Genomic DNA, 25,951 nt, shown 5'->3' with positions numbered 1-25,951 from the left:
GCCAGCCAACTAAATATTAACCAGGCGGACATTTACATATTGATATAATGTTTGTATGAACTGGAATGTAGAGCGACCCTGCCACTTCAAGTCGCTGTCAGCCACTCGAGTTCCGAACCCTCTATAATCTTCTGCCGCTGATTACAAGTAGCTAAGCTCATATCTCGCTGCATATTCACTTCCCAGCCAATTTGGCGGCTCGACTTTTTGCATTCACGGCCCCAGCACTCCTTTACAGCAACATGGCGAAAATCAGGAGCTCCTTACGAATTTTTCCTGCTGTTATTGGATCATCCCGCCGCCAGGGTATGGATTGCCCCCCGAACACTAGACCAGTGGTATGTTAGGTTTTCCTCTACCTGAGGAGAACCAGGATGAAGAAGGGACATTTTTCAGATGAGCAGATCGTGGCTGTACTGCGCGATGCAGAGGCAACAACGGTCGTAGCGGCAGCACGCAAACACGGCGTATCGAAGCAGTCGATCTACCGTTGGCGCAACAAGTATGCCGGGATGGAAGTTTCAGATGTGCGGGAGCTAAAGCGAGTCAAGGATGAGAACATGCGGCTCAAAAAGCTGCTAGCAGAACGTGACCTGGAAGTAGAGGTCATGAAGGAGATACAAGCAAAAAAGTGGTGAGCCCCCGCGCGAAGCGCGCCATGGCATTGTTTGCTATTGAACGGGGCCTTAGCCAAAGGCGAGCAAGCTGGCTTTGTACGGCACCGCGATCGGGGCTTCACTATAGTTCAAAACGAGAACGTCGTGACCGGCATCTGTCGGCCGCGTTGCGTGTAGTGGTGCGGGAGGATCCCAGTTGGGGCTATCGTTTAGCAGGCGCCTATCTGCGGCTCAGAGGTTAGCAGGTAAACAACAAACGCGTATATCGACTCTGGCGGCTTAATGGCCTGTGTTTGCCGCCTTATCGCCCTCGACGGAAGATTCGCACTGGGGTAAAACTGGAGGGATTGGCGCTACGACGGAATGATGTGTGGGCATGGGATTTCGTACATGACCGCTATCATGACGCAGAGCCTCTGCGGTGCTTGACGGTCAAGGACGAAGCAACCGGTTATTGTCTGGCAATCAAAACTGGTCGATACCTACAGAGTCAACACGTGAAAGCGGTGCTACGTGAATTAATCATTCGCTACGGAATTCCCCGAGCCATTCGCAGCGACAACGGAGCTGAGCTGTTGGCCTTCGTACTGCGCGAGGAACTGGAAAAGGATGATATTAAGCTAGCCAATATTGAACCGGGAAAACCCTGGCAAAATGGCAGCAATGAAAGCTTCAACGGCATTTTCCGCAAGGAGTGTTTAAATGCAGAGATATTTGGTAGCCTGACCGAAGCTAGAGTTGTTATTGAACAGTGGCGTTGCCGATATAATGAGCGGCGACCCCACAGTTCACAACACTACGTCACGCCAGAGATGGCGTATTTTGGATTACGTGAAATGCGGAGAACCTAACACGCCAAGTGGCCATAGAATGGGGGCATTTCAGGTGAATGACGGCACAATTGCTGAACACAATTGTCGTTCAACAACCCCAGCAACTGCACTAGGCCATACTCCCCATCGTTAAATGAACCCAGCGATGTAGGGTTTGCCCTGTCTGCTGCCACGCTTCCTTCATATCCTCAAGAAAGCTTCAGTTGATTAAACATCGATTCAATTGACCAGGGTTCTCCATAGATCTTGATGATCTCTTCTGGGGTGAGACTCAGGTCTGTACTTATCAGCAAGCAAGTCTGTTTTCAACGACCATTGACACTTTTAAACTCACACCAAACAGCCATTACCAATCGCCCGGGCAAAAACCTTGTCCGGGCTGTCTTACTCGATAACACATCTTGTGATCGCCCGTACAACCGCAGACTTGCCTCCATCCGTTCAAAATGAGCAATTCGCTTGGGTGTATATTTTTCACCATGCTTACGGGGTCGCCCATGCTGGCCTCATTTTCTCTTTGGCGGTTCTTTATATAGACGAGTATCTCTACAAATTTGCCCGATAACATCAAACTGGTGCTGTTTTATTGGTTCAATAAAACAACGGCGCATAAACCAGCTACCCACCAGAACTCTTACCTTTAACCCCTGGAATAATCGGTAAATAGCCCGGACCAACGTATGTGTCGTTACCAAGTTTCCTGTATTGTCTGCACTCGGTATCAGGCGGGACAGTAGGGGAATGCTATTGCCTCACCACCTTCCCTCTATAGAGAGCCTCTGAAAACATTCTATAACCAGTGGTAGCAGTAGCCAACTTAACCAACTATTGGCGAAAGCCATGCAGCCAAGTTTTTTTGATCATCAAGACCGACTTGAACTCCTTAGAGCAACTGGGAGACTCGCTGCCAAAGCTGGAAAGGACCGTAGACTGGGAGGCTTTTCGGGTATTGTTGGATCCAGTTTATGAAAATAGTGATCCCAGTAAAGGTAGGCGTCCACCTTACAATGCGGTGCTGATGTTCAAGGTGTTGGTCCTATAGCATTTGTTCAATTTGTCCGGTGATCAAAACAGAGTTCCAAATACCGGATCGCTATTTCTTGGGCTGAGCCCGGAGGATAAGGTGCCCGGTGCTAAAACGATGTGGGTGTATCGTGAGCGCCTGAAAGAACAGGGCCTTGTCGGTAAACTCGTTTCAGAACTATTGATCCAGATTGATGCAGCAGGCTTCAGTGCTCGCAAGGGGCAGATTGCAGATGCCGCTATCGTTCCAATACCCAGGCAACGTAAATACGCGAGAGGAAAATAGGCAGATCAAAGCCGGGGACAGCCCTGAGGCATGGGGCGATAACAAACGCCGCCAGAAGGTTGCAGCCGATAGCGCTAAGTGCTGATTGCGGCCACCACGCCCCGGCGCATACGGCAAACAGACAATTGGCCCCCAAGCAAATACATCGGGGGTAGAATCTGTTAATTGCAAGAGCCAGCCGCCGACCGGCATTGACGGCATCTGCACTGATATGGGCATGACTCACTTTCACGCCGTAACTCAGTTCGCGCGCTTTCGCAGCGGCGGCCTTCCGTGCATCACGCAGACAGGCAATGATACTGACTGTTACGTTACTGTTATCGGGCAGAGTCTGTTCCTCGCCATCAGCTACTAACAGCTGCAACCACTCAGGCAAATTCAAATCGGCCAATGCAATATCGGCATCACTGCCGGCGACCAAAAGTCGCTGACTAGCCAGAAGGCTTGTTTTATCCGGAATCGGATGACTGCTCTCCACCATCTTCAGACCTCGCTTTTGGAGCAGGTCAACACCCAGCGTCCCACCTTGGAGATAACCAATCCATCGACAATCCGCTCACCCAATCTGTCCAACGCTCCCTCTGTCCATCGCCTGAGCCGCTTTGCCCAGGGCGATCAGTGAAAGATCAGACTGCCGGTCGTCCAGATGCCTGAAGACAGCCTCTCTGCCGACTACATCTTTTAAACCGGCATGATAGATCTCCAACAGATCCGCCCGGGCCTTTTTGATATCGTGCATATACCCCCATAAAATCAACGAATCAGATAGCAGCCCACTAACTTATCGATAACACAGGCCAGTTCTCAACAACACCATGCAACTATTTTTGAGAGAGCACGGACTTATGATTGAAAACTTACACCGTCCATTCTAAATCCACGATTGGGTTTGTGGTAAACTACCCAAGACTCTAATTTTTCATTCGGGGAATATCCTTGGAAAGCCTACTGCTACGTCACCACTTCAGCCGCAATGTCATCTTGTGCATGTTTCTGTTTGCAGCGATTTGGAGCCGGTGTACTGTTCTGGAAAATGGAGTTCATCAGTGAGGTCTATTTCCGCCATCAATTGACCCGGACCGGACTGATTATCAACGGCACCATTGTGGGCCTGTTCTTGCTGGGTCTTCTGCGTATACTTATCAGCCTGATCCAATACAGCCAGGAAGAGAGCGCTATCCGGCACTTTATGCAGAACCTGGACAGCAATCTGGAAGCGATACGGGATGTTCCGGCAGACAGGATCATTGTGCATCGCTACAAGATCCTTGAAACACTGCATAAATCCAATACACCGATCAACCATGGCGCACTTGCCACCACCCTGGTTGCATCTGAAAGCATAAACAACAGCCTGCCGAAATTCATCAACAACATCCTGATTCTGACCGGTGTATTCGGCACAATCGTGTCCCTATCCATTGCATTGACCGGTGCCTCTGACCTGCTGGCAACCAGCATCAATGTCGATGGGATGGGTCTGGTGGTTCACGGTATGTCCACTGCCCTCTCGACAACTATCACCGCCATTATCTGCTATCTCTACTTTGGTTATTTCTACATGAAACTCACCGATGTACAGACCAATCTGGTTAGTGCCATCGAGCAGATAACAGCCACCCATCTGATACCCCGTTTCCAGATCCAGACCGAGAGCATACTGTTTGAGTTAACAGGCATGATCCGTTCCCTGCAGAGCCTGATCAGCCGCATGGAAAACTCTCAGCAGTCGATCAAAGAGCTTGCCGAAGAGATGCGCGAGTCCCAATCGTTCTTCGATGACTTCGAGACATGCATGGCATCGTCACTGATGAAAGTATATGACAGCAGAATCGCCCCTATTCTTGTTGGGGAGATGGAAGATATCAAACGGCTACTGAAACACGGCTTCCGGCTGACTGAAGAGTCATGAGTCCTGATGGCGGCTTTATAGACCTTCGCCTCAACCGGCAGGAAGGGATGAACCAGGAGAGCTTCTGGCCCTCTTTCACCGATATCATGACGGTCATTGTGATGATATTCATGGTCAGTTTCGTGGTTCTGCTAATGCGTAACATTGAGCTGGTAAACCAGCTTCGCGCCACGATGGAAGCGGAACGAACGGCTCAAGAGCTGGCCAGAACCACTGGAGAGCAAAAAGAGAATCTGGCCATCAAACTGATCGCGACTGAAAACGAACTCTCCACGCTGCGCATCCGTTTGATGCAGATGGATGAACAGAGCAAGAGCCAGATATCAACCATCGGCATGCAAACCGAGGTCATTGCCACTCTTGAGGCAACCAAAAAGGCACTCATCCTGCGCCAGAACCAGCTGGTCGCCGAAAACTACACTCTTGGACAGCGATTGAAGGGGGTGGCCACCACCATCAATTCCCAACAACAGAATCTTGAAACCCTGCAGCAGAATCTGGACTTCACCCAGCAGCAGCTTGCCGCAGTGCAGGTGAATCTGGCGAGCCTGGAACAAGAGCATGAATCCGTTCAGCAACAACTGACCAACCTGCAGGCAACCTATGGGCTGCAGTCTCTCGAGCTTTTGGAGCTGAAGACAACCGAGCGAAGATTTGGGCGTCAGATAAATACCCTCCAGGGTGAGTTCGATGAGCTGAAACTCAAGTATACCAAGCTGATTAGACCCGCCCGCTCTCTGGAGGGACATTACCTTGTGGAAGTGCGCTATACGAAATCCGTGGGACGCCTGATTATCGAATACCAGACTACCGATAAACCCGGCTATAGTACGGTGAGTCAGGCAGTCCTGGAAAATCAATTGGATAAGCTGCTGGAGTTCAGAAAAGAGGGACTTTATATCAAACTGATATTCCCGAAAAAAAGTGGATTGAGCTTCAATGAAGCCTGGCAATTCACTTCTCGTCTTCAAGGCAAGTATGACTACTACTCGCAGGAAGGCGCTGATGATCTGGTGCCTGTCGATATTAAGAGGAAGTGAAGAGACGCTTCCGTATAGATAGAGACAGACCTAAATTCTGTGTAACTGTCTATCATTAAACCCAAACAAGGGAGAGGATAGGCAGATGATCGACAAGAAAGAGCTCCAAGCGATAGCCCAAGCGGCCGCTAAAAACATCAAAACTGAAGAAGATCTCAACGAGTTTTGGCAAATGCTGACCAAGATCACGGTCGAAGCGGCACTGAACGCTGAGTTAGATGATCATCTTGGCTTTGAAAGGCACGAGCAGTCCGCAGCTGCCAATAACCGCAACGGCTATGCCAGTAGACTAACCGAACGGAAGCTGGCCAGTTCGAGCTCGATACACCACGCGACAGAGCTGGGAGTTTCGAGCCCAAGCTCGTTAAAAAACACCAGCGTCGATTTACTTCCATGGACGACAAGATTATTTTCTTGTATGTCCAGGGCATGACAACACGAGAAATCGTCACGACCATTAAAGAAATGTACGGTGCTGATGTCTCCGCCACCTTGATTCCCAAAGTGACTGATGTGTTATTGAACAAGTGATTGAATGGCTATCTAGGCTACTGGATGCGGTCTATCCCATTATTTACCTGGATTGTGAAGATGAAGTGCTACTGGAACTTGATAATTTCTCTAACCGATGGGACGACAAATATCCCCAGCTCAGCTGAAAAACTCGGAATAGCTAAAATGTGAGATCAAATCCGGGAATAAAGCAGGTTGTTTTTACAAGTATCGGGGATCGGATGGCAAGTGAAGTGAAAAACTTCAATTTTTCAGACCCCTAATTTCTTAATAGTGTAAAATATGGAATGCGTTCACCAAATGGCCGACCGGGGCAATAACAGGCTGTCGGAGATCGTGTGGGTTTTGGGGACTAGGATGTCCCAGAACGCATCACGAGAGCGAAGACGCACTTGGCAAAGCAAGCTTGGCTAACAAATAGCTGCCGTCACTTGCTCGTCTCTTCGGTATTCCGTTCCACAATCACCCCATTGTCTGCCACCATTGTCTGCAGCAGTTCGATGAAGTGCTCTTCGTAGTGCCGCAGATACTTATCTCGATTATAAGCGATTCGGGTGACCTCCCAGGGAAACAGGTTGCTCAAGTCGTGAATCTGAAGATCATTATCGGTGTCTCCCGAGTAGGCGAGGCTGGCAATAATACCCACTCCAAATCCCTCTCTGACATAGGTCTTGATAACATCGGTATCGGCGGCACTCAAGACCACCTGTGGCTTTAGGCCAAGGCGGGAGAAACTTGTTCTGAAGTGATTGCCGCCGGTAAAGCCAAACACATAGGTTATCAGCGGATACTCGCACAGAGTCTCCAACTGTAGCAGGTGGCGGCTGAAAATCGGGTGTCCGGCTGGCGCGATCAGACTCCGGTTCCAACGGTAGCAATGGATCGCCTCTAGGGTGGCAGTCTCCGCCAACTCTTCGGTACAGATAGATAGATCCACTTGGTCGCGGGCGGTCATCTCCACCAGTTGCTGGGGTGTGCCCTGATGAATTTGCAGATTCACCAAGGGATAGTTGTTGCGGAATTCTCGGATTATCGCAGGCAGCACATAACGTGCCTGGGTGTGGGTGGTCCCGATCCGCAGGGTACCACTACTCTCATCCACATGATCACGTCCAACCGCAAGAATGTTGTCACTCTCTGCCAGTGTCTTGCGGGCGTAGTGGAGAATTTTCTCGCCGGAGGTGGTTAACTCCAGCAGTCGTTTTCCCTGGCGTTTGAATATCTCTGTTCCCAGCTCGTTCTCCAGCCGGGAGAGGTGCTGGGAGACGGTCGACTGCACCAGGTGCAGCCGTTTGGCGGTCTGGGTTACGTTGAATCCAGACTCGGCGAGGGCGATCAGAGAGCGTAGTTGTCTCAGTTCCATATTAAGAATAATGATATATAATCAAAATATATCATTTTACATGATATATGCCATGCAACTATATTGCTACCCACGATTTGGCCGGAAGCGGTCATATTTCATATTTTTAGGGTAGCTTCATGCAATCAACTAGCGTTGAACAGATTTCAGAACAGGAGGGTACTTCTTTAAGTGGCTTTCAGCTTCAGCGGTTGTCACAGGCCGTTCGCGGCCTCTCATCCCATCAGTTGAGTTGGGCCAGTGGCTATCTGGCAGGTATGGGTCGTGACCAAAGGGTGGAGAGATCACCAGAGCCTCAGCAGTTGACAGTTCTCTATGCATCCCAGACCGGCAATGCCCGTTCAGTGGCCGAGACCCTGGCTGATTCGGCTTCTGTCCGTAGGATCGCTGTCCGGGTTCTGTCGGTATCGGACTTCAAACCCAGGGACCTGACTAAAGAGAAGCTGCTGTTACTGGTTATCAGCACCCAGGGTGAAGGAGAACCCCCGGAGAGCGCCAATGAGCTGCACCGATACCTGTTTGGTTGCAGAGCGCCGAAACTGGAAGGGTTGAGTTTTGGGGTGTTCGGCCTGGGAGACTCCAGTTACGAGCACTTCTGCAAGGCGGCTCAGGATTTTGACCAACGGCTGGAAGCGTTGGGAGGCCATCGCCTGTTGTCACGACTGGATGCCGATGTGGATTTTCAGGCAGAGTTAGCACAGTGGGTTTCCAATGCATTGGATCTGGTTGAGCAGCATGCTCCCGCCAGAGAGGCACAGCTCCTGTCTCTGTCCCATGGACAAGCATTTCTACGTTATGGTCGCAATGACCCCTATCAATCGACGTTGTTGGAGAATCGAAGGATTACCACCCAGGATGCAGTGGCCGAGGTTCGTCATGTCGTTCTGGAGATCGATCCAGACGTTGTCAGGTATTCACCGGGAGATGCACTTGGCGTCTGGTTCAAGAACGATCCGGCACTGGTGGATGAGATACTCACTACCACCGCCTTGGATGCTGAAACCCCGGTTGAGGTGAATGGTGAGACGCTCTCTCTGAGCGCTGCACTGTTGACTAGGCTGGAGTTGACCCAGCTCCACCCCAAGGTAGTTACCGGGTGGGCCGGGGTGACTGGCGATGAAAGGTTGCAGGCGTTGTTGGAAGACCCAAAAGCGCTGCGGACATTTACCCACGGTCGACAATTGATCGATCTGTTGAACTCATATCCTGCTGCTCTGGATGCGGCTTCCCTGGCTGGGTTGTTGCGGCCGTTACAGCCGCGTCTCTACTCCATCGCCTCCAGTCAGGCCGAGTATGAAGATGAGATACACCTGACAGTCTCCACCCTGCGTTTTCATTCCCATGGCCGGGACCATCTGGGTGGGGCGTCCGGTTTTCTCTCTGAGCGTCTGGCTGAAGGTGACCTGCTGGATATCTATGTGGCCGAGAACAGCAGTTTTCGACTGCCTGACAACGGCGATACCCCGATCATTATGATCGGGGCCGGGACAGGCATCGCTCCCTATCGGGGCTTTCTGCAGCAGCGCCAGGCCCAAGGAGACCAAGGGCGGAACTGGCTAATCTTCGGTAACCGCCACTTCCAGCGTGACTTCCTCTACCAACTGGATTGGCAGAGCTATCACGGCAGCGGCGTGTTGGCGCGGGTGACCCCGGCGTTCTCTCGGGATGACCATCACAGTGCCTATGTTCAGGACCGCATTGTTGAGTTTGGTGAAGAGCTTTATCGTTGGCTGGAAGAGGGTGGTCAGCTCTATGTCTGTGGCGGCAAAGCAATGGATGAGGCGGTGTCTCAGGCCGTTACTCAAATTGTTCATGGCTACGGCGCTCTCAATGAAGAGGCGGCGGCAGCCTATATCGATAACCTGCGTTCGCAAGGGCGCTATCAACGGGATGTCTACTGATGGAAGTTGAAGCCAATGAAAATGAGCTGATCAAGGCCGGCAGCAACTATCTGCGCGGAACCCTTGAACAGAGCCTGAGCGATGAGCTGACCGGAGCTTTGAGTCCATCTGATGCTCAGATCAGTAAGTTCCACGGTTTCTATCAACAGGATGATCGTGATCTGCGTCAGCAGCGTCAGCAACAGTATCTGGAGCCCCAGTATAGCTTTATGCTCAGAGCCCGGTTACCGGGAGGCGTCTGCACGCCCCGACAGTGGCTGGCAATCGATAGTGTGGGACGGGAGTTGAGTAGCGGCTCTATCCGTCTCACTACCCGGCAGACGTTTCAGTATCACGGCATACTCAAACACAATATCAAGCCGCTGATTCAAAAGATCAATCGGGTGATGATCGACTCGCTTGGCGGCTGCGGCGATGTAAATCGAAATGTGATGTGCAACCCCAATCCGGTGGCATCCGCGCTGCATGCCGAGGTCTACCGGTGGACAGAACGGATCAGCGAAGATCTACTTCCGAATACCCGTGCCTATCATGAGATCTGGCTCGATGGTGAACGGGTTGAGGGTGAAGATTCCGAGCCGCTGTATGGTGAGACCTATCTGCCACGCAAGTTCAAAATCGCGGTGGCAGTACCGCCACACAACGATGTCGACGTCTACACCAACGACTTGGGATTTGTTGCGGTGGCCGAGCAGGAGAAGCTGATCGGTTTCAATGTGCTGGCAGGCGGCGGTATGGGGACCACCCATGGTGACAGTACCACCTTTCCCCGTTTGGCCGATGAACTCGGTTTTGTCGCCCCGGACCAGATGTTGGCGGTTACGGAAGCGGTGGTCAGTCTCCAGCGTGATTTCGGTAATCGGGTCAGCCGTCGTCATGCACGGCTCAAATACACCATTGAACGTATCGGCTTGAGCCGCTTCCAGGAAGAGGTGGAGCTGCGATCCGGTATTCGCTTTCAGCCATTACATCCGGTCACCTTTATCGACCAGGGTGACCGCTATGGCTGGGTAGAAGGGACGGATGGAAACTGGCATCTGACGCTCTATCTGGAAAATGGCCGGGTGGCCGATGCGCCAGGCTCCCAATTGATGACCGGGTTGCGCCAAATCGCTGAGATTCATCAGGGTGATTTCCGGATTACCCCAAATCAAAACCTTATTGTCGCCGCTATTCCGGCGAGTGAGAAAGGGCGGATCGAGCGATTGGCCCGGGAGCACAATCTGTTGCCAGAAAACCGTTCGTTAACCCGGTTGAAGAGTATTGCCTGTGTCGCATTACCGACTTGCCCCCAAGCCATGGCAGAGGCAGAGCGTTACTTTCCTGAATTTATCGAAAGTATTGAACAGTTGGCCGCACACCATGGGCTTAGCGACAGCGGCATCGTGATACGTATGACCGGCTGCCCCAACGGTTGTGCCCGCCCATTTGTGGCAGAGGTGGGACTAGTTGGTAAAGGCCCGGGACGCTACAACTTGTTGCTTGGTGGTGATGGCAAAGGGCTGAGACTGAATCGTCTCTACCGTGAAAATCTGACGGAGAGCGAGCTATTGACTGAGTTGGATCAGTTGTTCAGTCGTTATAACCAGGAACGGGAAGCGGGCGAGGGGTTTGGTGACTTTACCGTTCGCAGCGGTTTGGTTGAGGTTGATAAGAACACGATAAGGGTAGAGGTGACGAATGGATGAGCGGGAGTTGATAGAAGCACTGCTGGCTGGCGAACAGCAGGCGCTTTTGACTGTTAATCAACAGATGGAAAAGGAGACGGCAGAAGAGCGTGTGCAGTGGGCACTGCAACATCTGCCGGGCAGCCATCTCTTATCGTCAAGCTTTGGAATCCAGGGGGCGGTAATGCTGCATCTGGTAACGCAAGCTGCACCGGAGATTCCAGTGATGTTGATCGATACCGGTTACCTGTTCAGTGAAACCTATCAGTTTATCGATGAGTTGACTGATCGTTTGCAGCTGAATCTGATGGTCTATCGGGCGCAGCGTTCGGCCTCATGGCAAGAGGCTCTCCTCGGCAAGTTATGGGAGCAGGGTCGAGAGGGGATTGAACGATACAACCAGATTAACAAAGTGGAGCCGATGCAACGTGCCCTACGCGATCTTGAAGTGGGTACTTGGTTTGCCGGACTGCGTCGAGAGCAGTCAGAGAGCCGGGCGGGACTGCCTGTTCTGCGACTCCATGATGGACGCTTCAAGCTGCATCCGATCATCGACTGGAGTAAGCGGGATGTACACCACTATCTGAGTCACCACAGCCTCCCGTATCACCCGCTCTGGGAGCAAGGCTATGTCTCAGTGGGTGACAGGCACACCAGTTGTCCGCTGACACCAGGGATGCTGGAAGAGGAGACCCGCTTCTTTGGTCTGAAACGTGAATGCGGACTGCATGAATAACAGGCGGTCGTCGAGGCAGAGGCCGGCAACTTGATTTGAAAGCAATTGGAGTATGAAGCATATGAGCAACAATATTATTTGGCATTCTCACCCGGTGGATCAACAGACCCGGGCCAGCCAAAAATCGCAGAAACCACTGGTGATCTGGTTCACCGGACTCAGTGCCTCGGGTAAATCCACTATTGCGGGTGCCCTGGAACAGATTCTATCCCATCAGGGGTATCACACCTATTTGCTGGATGGTGACAACGTGCGACACGGTCTGTGCAGTGATCTTGGTTTCAGTGATCAGGATCGTAAAGAGAATATTCGCCGTGTGAGTGAAGTGGCAAAGCTGGCTGCGGATGCCGGCCTTATCACCCTGACTGCGTTTATCTCACCATTTCGTGCCGATCGCCGCATAGCGCGTGAGATTCTGCCCGAGGGGCAGTTTGTAGAAGTGTTTGTGGATGCTCCGCTGGATGTCTGCAAACAGCGTGACCCAAAAGGATTTTACGCCAGGGCAGAGCGTGGTGAAATCAAACAGTTCACCGGTATAGATAGCCCCTATGAAAAACCAGAGTCACCGGAAGTGAGGATCGATGCCAATCGCCTCAGTGTGACAGAAGCGGTCAATCAGCTGTTGGCATACCTGGATCAATCCGGCGTATTGAAGGCAGGCTATCAACCTCTGGCGGTGAGCGCCTGAGATCTATAAATTAGCAGTGGAGGTATCACCTTGTTTATTGATTCATTGGCACTACGAAAAGAGAATCAACCGGCCCCTCAGGTCCTGAAGGATAGGCCTATTCGCAGCTGGGCTAAGGCACTTTCCTGGCGGGTAACGGGATCATTGGACACCATGCTGCTCTCCTGGTTCTTTACCCAGGATGTGGTAGTGGCCATGGCCATAAGTTCAACTGAGGTGCTAACTAAAATGGTTCTCTACTATCTGCACGAACGGGCTTGGAATCGCATTTCATTAGGTCGTGGTGCCAGCTTGGAATAACTTATCGTTTATCAACTGACCCTCGCACTATTGAGCGCATGGTAACCCTCCCCTCCGAATGAGGGTCAGTTTTTCATTGCTCCAGTTACTGCTAACTGAGACTCATAATTTATTGCTCCTGGGTTTGGGTCCTGGTAGGTTAACCAACAAAAAAAGGGGCTGTTCTAGATAAATTATTTTAGGATAGCAAAGTGAGAAAGAGCAGATTTAAGTAGGTACAAACAAAGTCGATTAATGGGGAATGCTACTTACTTAAGCAATAATCTACTGATATAACGAATAAAAAAAGGCTGGTTCAGATGATAAGATGCTAATTGCCAAACCATCAAGCAGGGAAGCAGCCTTAATGCATCCTGATCAACGCGCCTGCATACATCAACAAAAAGGTATCACAACCTACACTACAGCCAGTGATTCCTATGCTTTCTTTAGTCTGCTAACCGGCCCAGAGTTTCTCAATCAAGTCGAATCGTTGCTACCGGAACATCGGGAAAGGCTGTTTCCGCCAACAGAGACGCTGTCGATGTTTCTGGCTCAAGCAATGAGTGCTGATCGTTCTTGCCAGAACATAGTTGATGCTGCTGCAGTCAAACGATTGATGGGTGAGCTGCCAATCTGTAGTACGCATACGGGAGCATACTGTCGCGCACGGAAACGGCTGCCATTGGACATGGTCTCTACGCTAGCCCGTTACACGAGGCGTATGATGACTGAGCACACCCCGGATTCCTGGCACTGGCGGGGACGACCGGTCAGACTGGTGGATGGCGCTATCGTTACGTTGCCCGATACAGAAGAGAACCAGACTGTCTATCCTCAACCCCGTAGCCAACAACCCGGATTGGGTTTCCCTCTTTGCCGGGTGGTTGGTATCGTCTGCCTCGCCAGCGGTGCTGTACTTGATGCAGCATTGGGACCTTGTCGCGGAAAAGGAAGCGATGAGCAGTCATTGCTTAGAGCCATGCTTAGTACCTTGGACGCTGGTGATCTCCTTCTGGGGGATGCTTTTTATGCCACCTATTTTCTGTTGTGTGCTCTTCAGGCCAAAGGAGTGGATGGCGTTTTCGAGCAATATGGTTCACGGCGGGGCAGCACGGATTTTCGCCAAGGAGAGCGTCTGGGCCCGCGAGATCATCTTATCGAAATAGACAAGCCAAAAGTCAAACCTGCCTGGATGAGTCAGGCAGAGTATGATCAAACCCCCGATAGATTGAAAGTGCGGGAGTTGCGTGCTGGCGGTAAGATCCTGGTGACAACACTACTTTGCTCAAAAAGTACGAGCAAAGCCGCCCTGAAGGCACTCTATCGGAACCGTTGGCAGGTAGAGTTAGATATACGCAATATCAAGACCACTCTGGGAATGGAAACATTAAGTTGTTGCACACCGGAAATGGCGAAAAAAGAGCTGTGGGTCTATCTTTTGGCTTACAACTTGATCCGTTTACGCCTGGCTCAGGCGGCATTACTGGCTGACATCATTCCTCGACAACCTAGCTTCAAGCATACTTTGCAGCTATGGATTGTGTGGCAAAAAAGCGGTCGTTACGACATTGACAAAATTGACGGCCTTTTTATCCTCATTGCACAGCAGCAGGTTGGAAAACAACCGGGACGTATGGAGCCGCGAGCTATAAAACGAAGACCCAAGCCATTCCCGCTACTTACCAAACCCAGGGCTATTACGCGAGAGAATATTCGGAAAAATGGCTACCCAGAAAAGTTTAAGTAAGTAGTCGACCCTGAAATATTCATTCCAGGCACTTAATAATACTGTTGTTTCTGTTTTGCAAACAGGAACAACAGTATGGACATGATATTTTTCAGCACAAAAAGAACCTCCCTCATCCATTTTCTGAAGTTGAAGGTAGCCGCCGCCATAAGCAAGTTAATCTGATCCCCGGCAAAGCCTTTAAGAAAGTTCCTTTTTAGCCTGTGGTCACTCTTTAAGTGACCACAGGCTCAATGCCAGCTCGTCTTCTGAAACGTTTTCTGGCTAATGCCATGGCTTCTCCTGAGGTATTCTTCCTAGCAGGCCTTGGCGTTACTATCTGGGTGTCATTAACCTTTGATTTGCCCCGATAACCTCGATCAGCAATACCCACTTTGGGTACTCGATTGATGAGACGTTTCACCTGTGCCAAGACCTCAGGTACGGTGTGACCATCAAATACATTCTTCTCAAAAGCCAGGGCACCAATCACAATGCCCGCGTCCCTTGTGGTGGTGATTGATGCCTTGGTGCCAAACTCATAACGCTGCTGGGCCTTGCCTTTGCTCATACAGTAAACATGAGGTTCATGTAGGCTGTACAACTTGTTTTTATCAGCACGCTTCTGATTCAGCATGCGCTGGTACAGGGCGAACTTTTCTGCATAGAATTTCTGTTGTTCTGCGGTCATCTTACGCTGTATTTCACGCAGTAATCGGCCGCTGATGGTCTTTAATCGCTTGACGGCCTTACGTGCCTTTTTACGATTCCTCGGATGTGTGGCAAATCGGGTGGGGAGCTTGAGAATTTTTACTTCCTTCTCATGGCTTCGACTGAGCACGATACCTTCTGCTCGGGCCATCTTGAGTAACTGCCCGTGTATCTTTCGGTACTGCTTTGCATCAGTTGGAAAGGTAATGTTTTTCTCTTGTACGGTAGTGTCGATACACATTTCATCTTCGATCGCCTTTTCTTGATGTAAGGCGATAGAGGCAGCCAGGACCTTTTCAAAACCTTCGTTGCCAATACGCTTTCTGAAGTAAGTCAGGTCGGAGGGGTCACAAGGAAGTTGCCATTGGAATTCGATCTCACCCGTAAAACTCTGGTAGTAGGGATTTTGTATCCAGCGTTGAATCAGAACCTCGTCACTGAGGTCTTCCAGATGCTTGAGTATCGAGAGGCCCTCCATTAGGCGGATGGGTTTTGAGGGCTTTCCAAGATGAGAATAAAGCGGGGCAAATTCAGCATCAAAATATGACCAGTCTATCTGTCTGGCCAGTAGCAAAAGTGGATGCTTGGGGATCAGCTGATCCAGTAAGTTCTGGTGCAGGAAACTTTGCTGGTTGGGATTGGCTGTCTTGGGTTTGCTCAATTATCCACCTCTGTTTCGTCCAATTTTTTTCTGCTTTTACCCCTTTCACGGACGTTTATTTTATCAAGTTTAGACGCTTATTTTATATAAATCATTGTGTTATGAATATTTTAGGGTCGACGAATTAGTGTCTTTCCCTGCGACTTTAACGAGCATAGTAAATCGCGAGTGGCGCTCTACTAACGTAGCTATATGAGTATTGGAAGAACCTGAGATCAAATCGCCTTCCCAGTGGCCAGGGACGGCCCGGTCTTCAATTTCAGGTGGGCGATTATGAAAATACCATCAATAATGCCACTTCTGGGTAGCCCTTTAATATTACTATGCCTGGACTGCCGAAAGACTCTTTGCGTTCTAAGATGTCTTTGAAGCTCTTTTTTCAATACGCAACGAGACTGAATGAATAGGCTTTTGTAGATGGTTTCGTGTGACACACGTAACTTCTCTCATTCTCTGGATAATTTCGCTTTAGCCAGCTAGATATCTGCTCAGGAGACCACTCTTGAAAGCTTATCTGCTACGATTTTACGAAGATTATCTCACTGGGCAAGTCTACACAGCTTTAGCCTACGAGCACGATCCCAAGCTTTACTATCAGCAATATTTGCACGATAGCGGTTCATTCCCCCATTGCGCTGAATTTCCCTGCTTATGGTTGAGGGTGAGCGATCAAGGTCTCTTGCTATCTGACGCAAAGACAAGCCTACGGAAAGCCCTCTGGATATTTCTTCACGTTCTTCCAGGCTGAGAGCATTTCGAGCTCGTTTCCGAACTGAAGGGCAATACCCTCCAAATAGTCTTAGCACACCAAAAATTGATGCAGGCTGTTTTTCGAGGGCACGGCCTATATCACTAAGTGATTCTCCCTTCCGCCAACGTGACCATAGTTCTTGTTTTTGATCATCTGTGAGTCCAGGTCTGCCAAGTCTTGCCATCACATAATCCCCATAAATTGATCATTGAGTATAATGTGCTGCATCAACCCATTGAATCTACATAGGGCGATAAATACCCCATCGTGATTCAATCATGGCGCAAGAAGTGGGATAACTTATCCGTCTGTTTTCGTTACCCCGAGGACACTCGTCGAGTTATTTATACGACTAATTCTATTGAAGCAGTGCATCAACAATTCCGGAAACTGACAAAAACCAAGGGCGATTTTCCGAATGACAACAGCCTGCTCAAATTATTATACCTTGGCATTCAGAACGCCAGTAAGAAATGGACGATGCACATTCGCAACTGGAATCTGACCTTGTCTCAACTGGCTATCTTCTTCTAGGGTAGGCTTGATCGCGCGAGGTATAGTCATTTCTGGTGTATGAGGAATTAAGGCAGCATATCCTGTTGGAAGGAAAAGATCCTAGCCGATCACCAACCAACAAGAGTACGCTACATGAAGAATGATAATATTGTCGGGCTGAATAGGCCAGCGCGAGATGTCCTTTCTGAGCTTTTACATACCGGATCCCAGCAACTATTAGCCCAAGCCATAGAGGCGGAAGTCGCCACCCTGTTAGCACAATACCAAGGGTTGCTGAGAGAATCAGGCTTACAAGGTGTTGTGCGCAATGGGCACCTGCCAGAACGTATGATCCAAACAGGGCTTGGTGATATTGGGGTCAAGGTTCCCAAAGTAAGAGATCGTACCGGGCAAGGCATCAAGTTCAACAGCGGTTTGGTGCCACCGTACTTGAAGCGAGCGAAGACCATTGAAGAGCTGCTGCCCTGGTTGTACTTGAAAGGCATCTCTACAGGCGACTTCAAGGACGCACTGGCAGGTTTGCTTGGCGCTGATGCCAAAGGTTTGTCCTCCAATACCATAAGCCGCCTCAAGCAAACTTGGGAAGGCGAATATGGTCAGTGGCGTAAGCGCGATTTATAAAAGCGGCGCTATGTGTACATTTGGGCCGACGGTGTTTATTGCAACGTAAGGCAAGACGACAAGCTTTGCTTGCTGGTGATCATGGGTTCCGACAGCACAGGTCGTAAGGAAGTCATTGGGCTTACGGATGGCTACCGTGAGTCAGAAGCGAGCTGGTTAGAGTTGTTAGAGCAGCTCACAGAACAAGGTTTTACGGTGCCGCCAGAGGTGGCCGTTGGTGACGGTGCACTAGGCTTCTGGAAGGCCATTACCAAGCATTGGCCAACGACGAAGCACCAGCGTTGTTGGGTGCACAAGACCGCCAATGTGCTCAACAAAGTGCCTAGGGCGATACAGCCTAAAGTCAAAGAGAATCTGCATGATATTTGGATGTCTGACTCTCGAACCCATGCCGAAAAAGCCTTTGATTTATGCTTGCGAAAATATGAGGTTAAGTACCCGAAAGCGATGCATTGCTTACAAAAAGACCGAGACAAGATGCTGACTTTTTATGATTTTCCTGCGGAACATTGGGGGCATATACGAACCAGCAACCCGATTGAATCGGTGTTTGCCACAGTGCGGCTTAGAACCACGAGAACAAAGAACTGCGGTAGTCGATTAACGACGTTGGCCATGGCATTTAAGTTGATGCACACTGCACAAAAAAGATGGCACCGCTTAAGAGGCTATCAACTGCTCGCCGATGTAATTGAAGGTGTGCAATTTAAAGATGGGATCCGAGTTGAACAGGAAGCTGCTTGATGGCTTATACACCAGATTTGACCATAGCTCTGATCGCGCACTTGATCTGTGATGATATGGATTGAGTGCTTTTACGTTGACACAAAATTTTGAACAGTCTCCACCAATGGGTGCGAGAGGTTTAAGATCTGAGAAAATTGTAAACGGAATAGATCAGCACTATTATCCGGTTTTTATGATTTCATGTTTGCAAGGTTTTGATGCGGCAGAATAATCGGAACTCGAGTGGCTGATAGCGACTTGAAGTGACTGTGTCGCTCTAAACTCTAGTTCATACTTATCATCTGAATTATAGATAATTCGGGGACGACTACCCTACTGCTGGGCAAAATAATTCGCCAGAAACTGTTCAAAATCGATCTCATCCGACGCTTCTGTCTCAGCCTGCCTGAGTAGCGATTTTTCCGTCTCCCCGGCAAACATCGCTCGTCGCTCATCGGAGAGTTGAAAATTTTCGAAATACTTCTGATGCTGATGTGACATGCGCCAGGCAAAATGAAAAAAACCCTCTCCCCGGGCACGCATCTCAGCCAGCATTCTAGCAGAGGGTGTGCAATCCGGATCCCGGACACTCTCCATCTGCTCTCTCAGCGCCAGTGTATAAGGTTGTCTCGCACTATTTTCATCCAGTAATTCGCACACCGGCTGTAGCGCCTGACAAATCTCACTAGCCCAGTCACGCAACAGGATTTCACGGCCCTGCCGTAACAGATAAAGTGCAGGATCTCTGCCCCGGTGTGCCACCCCACCAATGTTCTGATCGATCTCCCGCCGCTCCTGCACATTGATTGGAGGACTCTCCTGAAGCAGACAGAAAAGCATGAACGCCCGCAAAAAAAAGAGCTGGCGTTCACTCACACCCAAGGGATCAAAGGCATTGACATCCAAAGATCTGAGCTCAATATAGCGAACCCCACGACGCTTCAGCGCCAGCGTTGGTTTCTCAAGGCCATCCTGCACCTGCTTTGGCCTGACCGTACTATAGTATTCATTTTCAATTTGCAGGATGTTGTTATTGAGCTGTTCATAGCGACCATTTACTTTAACCCCTATGTGTTTCCACACCGGACAGCGTGTCTCAATGGCATGGGTAAGGCTCTCTATATAAGCATCGAGACTGTTATAGCTGGCCTTGATGCCGACACCCTTCTCTTTGCTGTTGGTATAGCCAATATCACCCATCCGCAAAGAGGTGGCATAGGGTTCGTAATAGGTGGTGTCATCGAAGGAGTCGAGGGATGTCGACCTGCCGCCGAGAAACGACTTGCAAACTGCCGGCGAGGCACCGAACAGATAGGGAATCAACCAGCCAAAACGCTGCAGGTTACGAATCATTCCAAGATAGCTGCTATCGGTAAACTGGCGCAAAGAACCTCTACCTCCTTCCATCTCCTGAAACAGTGGCCAGAAGGCCTCATTCAGTGAAAAGTTGAAATGGACACCGGCAATCACCTGCATCACCCGGCCATAACGACGCCCTAGGCCGCGGCGGTAGACCGTTTTCATCAAGCCCGCATTGGAGTTACCATAACGGGCAATGGGAATATTCTTTCCACCCGCCAATACGCAGGGCATACTGGTGGCCCAAAGTATTTCATTCTCCAGATTATCGTAGACAAATTTTTGCACGTCCCGCAAAAATGCCAGTGCCTCACCACCATCCTGCAACGGAGGGGTAATCAATTCTGCCAAGGCTTCAGAATAGTCGGTGGTGATATAGGGGTTGGTCAGCGCCGAGCCCAGCGCCATAGGATGGGGGGTCTGTGCAATGCTGCCATCATGTGAAACACGCAGAGACTCCTTTTCCAGCCCAATACCACCTCCCATACTCAGGGCCAGCCAGGCCTCAGCGGTCAGGCGCCTGATGCGATTTTCAAACGATTGGTACAAAGCATGGCATCCAAATATGCGTGTAATCAGAGATTTTCCGGCCGCTATTATACCTGTTACAACCTCAGACACTAGATTTATTGCCGATTGGGAAACGGGCGAAAAGAGATGCACAGTCAGGCCGGAGTTATTATCAAAAGCGGTGTATTAGTCATTTCTCAAGTGGCAATCTGGTCTAATTTATCTACCTCGACTCCGTCTTTAAATGGCACCTCTTTTATTGCCCAGAGTTTAGAGCGATCCAGCCACTTCAAGTCGCTATCAGCCACTCGAATTCCGAACCCTCTGTGATCATTCTGCCGCTGATTACAAGTAGCTAGTCGACCCTGAAATATTCATAACGCAATGATTTATATAAAATAAGCGTCTAAATTTTATAAAATAAACGTCCGTGAAAGGGATAAAAGCAGAGAAAAACTGGACGAAACAGAGGTGGATAATTGAGCAAAGCCAAGACAGCCAATCCCAACCAGCAAAGTTTCCTGCACCAGAACTTACTGGATCAGCTGAACCCCAAGCATCCACTTTTGCTACTGGCCAGACAGATAGACTGGTCATATTTTGATGCTGAATTTGCCCCGCTTTATTCTCATCTTGGAAAGCCCTCAAAACCCATCCGCCTAATGGTGGGCCTCTCGATACTCAAGCATCTGGAAGATCTCAGTGACGAGGTTCTGATTCAACGCTGGATACAAAATCCCTACTACCCGAGTTTTACGGGTGAGATCGAATTCCAATGGCAACTTCCTTGTGACCCCTCCGACCTGACTTACTTCAGAAAGCGTATTGACAACGAAGGTTTTGAAAAGGTCCTGGCTGCCTCTATCGCCTTACATCAAGAAAAGGCGATCGAAGATAAAATGTGTATCGACACTACCGTACAAGAGAAAAACATTACCTTTCCAACTGATGCAAAGCAGTACCGAAAGATACACGGGCAGTTACTCAAGATGGCCCGAGCAGAAGGTATCGTGCTCAGTCGAAGCCATGAGAAGGAAGTAAAAATTCTCAAGCTCCCCACCCGATTTGCCACGCATCCGAGGAATCGTAAAAAGGCACGTAAGGCCGTCAAGCGATTAAAGACCATCAGCGGCCGATTACTACGTGAAATACAGCGTAAGATGACCGGAGAACAACAGAAATTCTATGCAGAAAAGTTCACCCTGTACCAGCGCATGCTGAATCAGAAGCGTGCTGATAAAAACAAGTTGTACAGCCTACATGAACCTCATGTTTACTGTATGAGCAAAGGCAAGGCCCAGCAGCGTTATGAGTTTGGCACCAAGGCATCAATCACCACCATAAGGGACGCGGGCATTGTGATTGGTGCTTGGCACAGGTGAAACGTCTCATCAATCGAGTACCCAAAGTGGGTATTGCTGATCGAGGTTATCGGGGTAAATCAAAGGTTAATGACACCCAGATAGTAACGCCACAAAGCCTGCTAGGAAGAATACCTCAGGAGAAGCCATGGCATTAGCCAGAAAACGTTTCAGAAGACGAGCTGGTATTGAGCCTGTGGTCACTTAAAGAGTGACCACAGGCTAAAAAGGAACTTGGATTGCCCCCGAACACTAGACCAGTGGTATGTTAGGTTTTCCTCTACCTGAGGAGAACCAGGATGAAGAAGGGACATTTTTCAGATGAGCAGATCGTGGCTGTACTGCGCGATGCAGAGGCAACAACGGCCGTAGCGGCAGCACGCAAACACGGCGTATCGGAGCAGTCGATCTACCGTTGGCGCAACAAGTATGCCGGGATGGAAGTTTCAGATGTGCGGGAGCTAAAGCGAGTCAAGGATGAGAACATGCGGCTCAAAAAGCTGCTAGCAGAACGTGACCTGGAAGTAGAGGTCATGAAGGAGATACAAGCAAAAAAGTGGTGAGCCCCCGCGCGAAGCGCGCCATGGCATTGTTTGCTATTGAACGGGGCCTTAGCCAAAGGCGAGCAAGCTGGTTTTGTACGACACCGCGATCGGGGCTTCATTATAGTTCAAAACGAGAACGTCGTGACCGGCATCTGTCGGCCGCGTTGCGTGTAGTGGTGCGGGAGGATCCCAGTTGGGGCTATCGTTTAGCAGGCGCCTATCTGCGGCTCAGAGGTTGGCAGGTAAACAACAAATGCGTATATCGACTCTGGCGGCTTAATGGTCTGTGTTTGCCGCCTTATCGCCCTCGACGGAAGATTCGCACTGGGGTAAAACTGGAGGGATTGGCGCTACGACGGAATGATGTGTGGGCATGGGATTTCGTACATGACCGCTATCATGACGCAGAGCCTCTGCGGTGCTTGACGGTCAAGGACGAAGCAACCGGTTATTGTCTGGCAATCAAAACTGGTCGATACTTACAGAGTCAACACGTGAAAGCGGTGCTACGTGAATTAATCATTCGCTACGGAATTCCCCGAGCCATTCGCAGCGACAACGGAGCTGAGCTGTTGGCCCTCGTACTGCGCGAGGAACTGGAAAAGCATGATATTAAGCTAGCCAATATTGAACCGGGAAAACCCTGGCAAAATGGCAGCAATGAAAGCTTCAACGGCATTTTCCGCTAAGGAGTGTTTAAATGCAGAGATATTTGGTAGCCTGACCGAAGCCAGAGTTGTTATTGAACAGTGGCGTTGCCGATATAATGAGCGGCGACCCCACAGTTCACAACACTACGTCACGCCAGAGATGGCGTATTTTGGATTACGTGAAATGCGGAGAACCTAACAAGCCAAGTGGCCATAGAATGGGGGCATTTCAAACTTTCTTAAAGGCTTTGCCGGGGATCAGATTAACTTGCTTATGGCGGCGGCTGCCTTCAACTTCAGAAAATGGATGAGGGAGGTTCTTTTTGTGCTGAAAAATATCATGTCCATACTGTTGTTCCTGTTTGCAAAACAGAAACAACAGTATTATTAAGTGCCTGGAATGAATATTTCAGGGTCGGTAATCCCCCCATTTTCAGCTGCGCACAAAAGTAGAGCTTATGCGGCTTGCGCCAACTTCTGATACGGTGTTATTCCTCCAATGGCCATGTTTGGCCGCTCTGTATTGTAGCGCCACAACCATTGAGTGGCGGTGTGCTGGGCATACTCGATCGACTCAAAGAGATGCTGGTTCAGCTATTCATGTCGAACTGTTCTGTTAAAACGCTCCACGTACGCGTTCTGTTGCGGGTTGCCGGGCTGGATATAGTGTAACTTAATCCACTGTTTCTCTGCCCACTCCATCAGTTGACCACTGATTAGTTCGGGGCCATTGTCGCAGCGAATGGAATTTGGCTTGCCTCGCCATTCGATGATCTGTTCCAGTGCACGAATGACACGCACTGCCGGTAACGAGAAGTCCACCTCAATACCCAGCCCCTCACGATTGTAGTCGTCGATGACATTGAACGTCCTGAAGCTACGGCCATCGGCCAGGCTGTCATGCATAAAATCCATCGACCACATGATGTTAATTTGACGAGGTACAGCTAGCGCATCCGGCACGTCGCGCTTCAATCGACGTTTGAGCTTGATCCGCAGGTTCAGCTCAAACTCCCTGTATATGCGGTATACACGTTTATGATTGTAGGGGTAACCCTTCACATTGCGCAGGTACAAATAGCACAACCCTAAACCCCAGGTTCGATTGGTCATCGTCAATCGGAGTAACCAATCTGCAATCAGTGCGTTGTCGCTCGAATGCTTGGCCTGATAGCGATAGCAGGTCTCGCTGATACAGAAATGCACGACAAGCCAGGCGTACCGACACGCCATCTCTTTGCGACGAGATGGCCTTACCACTTTTTTGCCAGGGCCTCCTTGACGATCTCCGCCTCTAATTTGGTCTCAGCGTACATCTTCTTGAGTCGCCGGTTCTTATCCTCGAGTTCCTTCATACGCTTCATGAGAGAGGCGTCCATGCCGCCGTATTTGGCGCGCCACTTGTAGAAGGTGGCACTGCTCATGCCCATGCTCCCGGCACAGATCGGAAACTGGTGTGACAGTCTCAGCCTGCTTGAGAATAGCAATGATCTGGCTGTCCTTGAATCTTGATGTCTTCATGCAGAATCTCCTGCGTTCATATTACGAGAAAATTCTACTTTTGGCGTCAGCTACTTCCCGGGGTATTACCTCTTTAATTTTAATGTTATTAGTGGCTGCTTGGGCTATCGCTTGGAGCTCTTTCTTGTCGATCAGCTGCCTATCCTCTCCCTTGTTTGGGTTTAATGATAGGCAGTTACACAGAATTTAGGGCTGTCTCATTGGAGATGTAGAAATGCATTCTCAACCAAATGTACTAATTTAGTACAGATGCTTGTCATATTCTCGCTGTTCTTTTCTATTCTTCTTTGGTGGAATAACAATACTTATATCCTGTGATTTTGCCTTCTCTAATATCCCCTGTGTATCGTGGGCCATATCAGCCAAAAGACATTCACCTCTAAGCCCATAAAATCAGTGTGCTAGCCTGCGTGCAATCAGCCCTGGTACCTTTAGTAACAATGAATCTGATCGGCACACCACACGCATCCACGGCCAAGTGGATCTTGGTGTTAAGCCCCCTTTTGTACGGCTCATATCTTGATTGCCTCCTGTCCGCACCTGCTGCATGTGGATGAATATTGATATGACTGCCATCAATCATAATCCATTCAAAGTTCGGCTCATCAATTATCTGGGGCAATAAATCCTCCCATATGCCTTTATCACGCCAACGACAAAAACGCCGATGGGTGTTCTCCCTATCACCCTAATCAGGTGGTAAGTTGCGCCACGGCTCGCTTGTGCATAGAATCCAGAATACCGCATATGAGAAACAAACGGTTATCTTTAGCTATGCCACCGTGAATTCCTTTTTGTCCTGTAAGGTATGGTGATAGTAGTTCTCATGTGTTGTCGTCTATGCCGTGTCTTTTGTGTGTTGGTGTTGTCATTGTGTTATTGGTTTTTAGTTGTTAGGTTGGATCTTATGCAACTTAATTTAAACTCATGATGACACCGTCTAGCTAATCCGGCTATCTCTGAAGAGATGTTAGGTGTTGCGCCTTCTGCTCTCCTGTTTCTAAGCAACCAAACCTTTAACACATTTGAGATATGCCTGTTCATCCGGCATCCGACCGGAGCGCTGTGCCTCCCATAGCATGCGGCCAAGGCACTCCATGAGTTGATGTTCGGCCTGGTGCGGATCACCCACCTTGATCACCAGTTGCCGGTAGAGCGTATTGATACCTGAGGGCCTTTCGGTGCCAAGCTGCTCTTGAATGCTGATATGCATCCCCATGTGGAGAAATGGATTTTTTTCCCCGCCTACCGGCATGAAATCCCGATCGAGAAGATCATCCGACCCCTCCAGCATGGCATGGTACTCGGGGTGTTGGCTGATGATAGTGGCGATAATCTGCTCCAGAGGATCAAGGGGGAGTTTCTCCTGAGTTTTACGCCAGGTATCGGTAAAGAATTGGCGCATCTTTGCACGGTCGTTGCCAAACATGGT

General features: G+C 49.8%; 21 protein-coding genes and 7 pseudogenes. 19 read left to right on the top strand and 9 right to left on the bottom strand.

The features are described 5' to 3' along the window. Positions 1 to 374 precede the first annotated feature (374 nt). The 4 genes from MN084_RS11845 to MN084_RS11830 all read left to right on the top strand — a co-directional run bounded on the left by MN084_RS11845 (position 375) and on the right by MN084_RS11830 (position 2,759). Positions 375 to 638, top strand: coding sequence for a transposase (locus MN084_RS11845; RefSeq protein WP_330178057.1), 264 nt, complete (start codon positions 375 to 377; stop codon positions 636 to 638). 20 nt (positions 639 to 658) lie between these two features. Continuing rightward, positions 659 to 859, top strand: coding sequence for a hypothetical protein (locus MN084_RS11840; RefSeq protein ID WP_330178056.1), 201 nt, complete (start codon positions 659 to 661; stop codon positions 857 to 859). Positions 860 to 910: 51 nt separating this feature from the next. Next, on the top strand, positions 911 to 1,468 hold the full coding sequence (locus tag MN084_RS11835; protein WP_330178055.1) for an integrase core domain-containing protein: 558 nt from the start codon (positions 911 to 913) through the stop codon (positions 1,466 to 1,468). A gap of 1,027 nt (positions 1,469 to 2,495) precedes the next feature. Next, complete coding sequence (locus tag MN084_RS11830; protein ID WP_330178054.1) at positions 2,496 to 2,759, top strand: hypothetical protein; 264 nt, start codon at positions 2,496 to 2,498, stop codon at positions 2,757 to 2,759. On the opposite strand, the gene MN084_RS11825 is transcribed toward MN084_RS11830, so the two are convergent. Next, positions 2,713 to 3,237: a hypothetical protein gene (locus MN084_RS11825; protein ID WP_330178053.1), complete on the bottom strand. Its 525-nt coding sequence runs from the start codon at positions 3,235 to 3,237 to the stop codon at positions 2,713 to 2,715. The genes MN084_RS11830 and MN084_RS11825 overlap by 47 nt on opposite strands. Positions 3,238 to 3,315: 78 nt before the next feature. After that, positions 3,316 to 3,498: a hypothetical protein gene (locus MN084_RS11820; protein WP_241086270.1), complete on the bottom strand. Its 183-nt coding sequence runs from the start codon at positions 3,496 to 3,498 to the stop codon at positions 3,316 to 3,318. Between the two features lie 258 nt (positions 3,499 to 3,756). Here MN084_RS11820 and MN084_RS11815 point away from each other — a divergent pair, with 258 nt between their 5' ends. The 3 genes and pseudogenes from MN084_RS11815 to MN084_RS11805 form a co-directional block, all read left to right on the top strand. Then, the gene (locus MN084_RS11815; protein ID WP_330178052.1) at positions 3,757 to 4,671 is read left to right on the top strand and encodes a hypothetical protein; all 915 of its coding nucleotides are present in this window, start codon (positions 3,757 to 3,759) and stop codon (positions 4,669 to 4,671) included. Further along, on the top strand, positions 4,668 to 5,711 hold the full coding sequence (locus tag MN084_RS11810) for a hypothetical protein (protein WP_241086272.1): 1,044 nt from the start codon (positions 4,668 to 4,670) through the stop codon (positions 5,709 to 5,711). The genes MN084_RS11815 and MN084_RS11810 overlap by 4 nt, the downstream gene beginning before the upstream one ends. Before the next feature lie 88 nt (positions 5,712 to 5,799). After that, positions 5,800 to 6,298, top strand: a pseudogene (locus tag MN084_RS11805) (transposase); the annotation flags it as partial. Between the two features lie 353 nt (positions 6,299 to 6,651). Here the strand turns inward: MN084_RS11805 and MN084_RS11800 are convergent. Further along, positions 6,652 to 7,587 (bottom strand): LysR substrate-binding domain-containing protein, encoded by a 936-nt coding sequence (locus MN084_RS11800; protein ID WP_241086273.1) that lies wholly within the window; start codon positions 7,585 to 7,587, stop codon positions 6,652 to 6,654. Between the two features lie 119 nt (positions 7,588 to 7,706). Here MN084_RS11800 and MN084_RS11795 point away from each other — a divergent pair, with 119 nt between their 5' ends. The 6 genes from MN084_RS11795 to MN084_RS11770 all read left to right on the top strand — a co-directional run bounded on the left by MN084_RS11795 (position 7,707) and on the right by MN084_RS11770 (position 14,608). After that, on the top strand, positions 7,707 to 9,488 hold the full coding sequence (locus tag MN084_RS11795; RefSeq protein WP_241086274.1) for an assimilatory sulfite reductase (NADPH) flavoprotein subunit: 1,782 nt from the start codon (positions 7,707 to 7,709) through the stop codon (positions 9,486 to 9,488). Beyond that, positions 9,485 to 11,176 carry an assimilatory sulfite reductase (NADPH) hemoprotein subunit gene (gene cysI / locus MN084_RS11790; RefSeq protein ID WP_445083969.1) on the top strand — a complete coding sequence of 564 codons (1,692 nt, stop codon included), beginning with the start codon at positions 9,485 to 9,487 and terminating at the stop codon, positions 11,174 to 11,176. The genes MN084_RS11795 and cysI overlap by 4 nt, the downstream gene beginning before the upstream one ends. Beyond that, complete coding sequence (locus MN084_RS11785) at positions 11,169 to 11,891, top strand: phosphoadenylyl-sulfate reductase (RefSeq protein ID WP_241086276.1); 723 nt, start codon at positions 11,169 to 11,171, stop codon at positions 11,889 to 11,891. Before cysI ends, MN084_RS11785 begins: the two co-directional genes overlap by 8 nt. 61 nt (positions 11,892 to 11,952) lie before the next feature. Next, positions 11,953 to 12,579 (top strand): adenylyl-sulfate kinase, encoded by a 627-nt coding sequence (cysC, locus tag MN084_RS11780; RefSeq protein WP_241086277.1) that lies wholly within the window; start codon positions 11,953 to 11,955, stop codon positions 12,577 to 12,579. A gap of 30 nt (positions 12,580 to 12,609) precedes the next feature. Next, entirely contained in the window at positions 12,610 to 12,879 is a 270-nt protein-coding gene (locus tag MN084_RS11775; protein ID WP_320416409.1) for a DUF2061 domain-containing protein, read from the top strand. A gap of 346 nt (positions 12,880 to 13,225) precedes the next feature. Further along, positions 13,226 to 14,608, top strand: a complete 1,383-nt coding sequence (locus tag MN084_RS11770) for an IS4 family transposase (RefSeq protein WP_330178051.1) — start codon at positions 13,226 to 13,228, stop codon at positions 14,606 to 14,608. A gap of 32 nt (positions 14,609 to 14,640) precedes the next feature. Here the strand turns inward: MN084_RS11770 and MN084_RS11765 are convergent. Beyond that, positions 14,641 to 15,959: pseudogene (locus MN084_RS11765) on the bottom strand (IS5 family transposase). Between the two features lie 120 nt (positions 15,960 to 16,079). After that, positions 16,080 to 16,894 (bottom strand): annotated as a pseudogene (locus MN084_RS19765) (IS30 family transposase); the annotation flags it as partial. A gap of 65 nt (positions 16,895 to 16,959) precedes the next feature. Here MN084_RS19765 and MN084_RS11755 point away from each other — a divergent pair. Together MN084_RS11755 and MN084_RS11750 are read left to right on the top strand one after the other, a co-directional pair. Further along, a pseudogene (locus tag MN084_RS11755) lies at positions 16,960 to 17,244 on the top strand (transposase); the annotation flags it as partial. A gap of 114 nt (positions 17,245 to 17,358) precedes the next feature. Continuing rightward, positions 17,359 to 18,591: pseudogene (locus MN084_RS11750) on the top strand (IS256 family transposase). Positions 18,592 to 18,906: 315 nt separating this feature from the next. Here MN084_RS11750 and gshA read toward each other — a convergent pair. Continuing rightward, complete coding sequence (gene gshA / locus MN084_RS11745) at positions 18,907 to 20,481, bottom strand: glutamate--cysteine ligase (RefSeq protein ID WP_277400300.1); 1,575 nt, start codon at positions 20,479 to 20,481, stop codon at positions 18,907 to 18,909. Positions 20,482 to 20,921: 440 nt separating this feature from the next. On the opposite strand from gshA, the pseudogene MN084_RS11740 reads away from it, so the two are divergent. The 4 genes and pseudogenes from MN084_RS11740 to MN084_RS11720 all read left to right on the top strand — a co-directional run. Next, a pseudogene (locus tag MN084_RS11740) lies at positions 20,922 to 22,037 on the top strand (IS5 family transposase); the annotation flags it as partial. 65 nt (positions 22,038 to 22,102) lie between these two features. After that, positions 22,103 to 22,366, top strand: coding sequence for a transposase (locus MN084_RS11730; protein WP_241084966.1), 264 nt, complete (start codon positions 22,103 to 22,105; stop codon positions 22,364 to 22,366). Between the two features lie 20 nt (positions 22,367 to 22,386). Beyond that, positions 22,387 to 23,037, top strand: coding sequence for a DDE-type integrase/transposase/recombinase (locus tag MN084_RS11725; protein ID WP_241086283.1), 651 nt, complete (start codon positions 22,387 to 22,389; stop codon positions 23,035 to 23,037). Then, positions 23,009 to 23,197, top strand: coding sequence for a transposase (locus MN084_RS11720; RefSeq protein ID WP_241086284.1), 189 nt, complete (start codon positions 23,009 to 23,011; stop codon positions 23,195 to 23,197). Before MN084_RS11725 ends, MN084_RS11720 begins: the two co-directional genes overlap by 29 nt. Before the next feature lie 257 nt (positions 23,198 to 23,454). Here the strand turns inward: MN084_RS11720 and MN084_RS11715 are convergent. The 3 genes and pseudogenes from MN084_RS11715 to MN084_RS11705 form a co-directional block, all read right to left on the bottom strand. Continuing rightward, a pseudogene (locus MN084_RS11715) lies at positions 23,455 to 24,519 on the bottom strand (IS3 family transposase). Positions 24,520 to 24,898: 379 nt separating this feature from the next. Next, positions 24,899 to 25,102: a transposase gene (locus MN084_RS19760; RefSeq protein WP_445083968.1), complete on the bottom strand. Its 204-nt coding sequence runs from the start codon at positions 25,100 to 25,102 to the stop codon at positions 24,899 to 24,901. Positions 25,103 to 25,519: 417 nt separating this feature from the next. Further along, positions 25,520 to 25,948: a DUF1841 family protein gene (locus MN084_RS11705; RefSeq protein WP_277400348.1), complete on the bottom strand. Its 429-nt coding sequence runs from the start codon at positions 25,946 to 25,948 to the stop codon at positions 25,520 to 25,522. Positions 25,949 to 25,951 lie beyond the last annotated feature (3 nt).

The organism is Candidatus Vondammii sp. HM_W22, assembly GCF_022530855.2.
Lineage (GTDB): Bacteria > Pseudomonadota > Gammaproteobacteria > Chromatiales > Chromatiaceae > Vondammii.
Note: the sequence above shows the minus strand (reverse complement) of the source record. Positions and strands in the feature narration are given on the sequence as shown.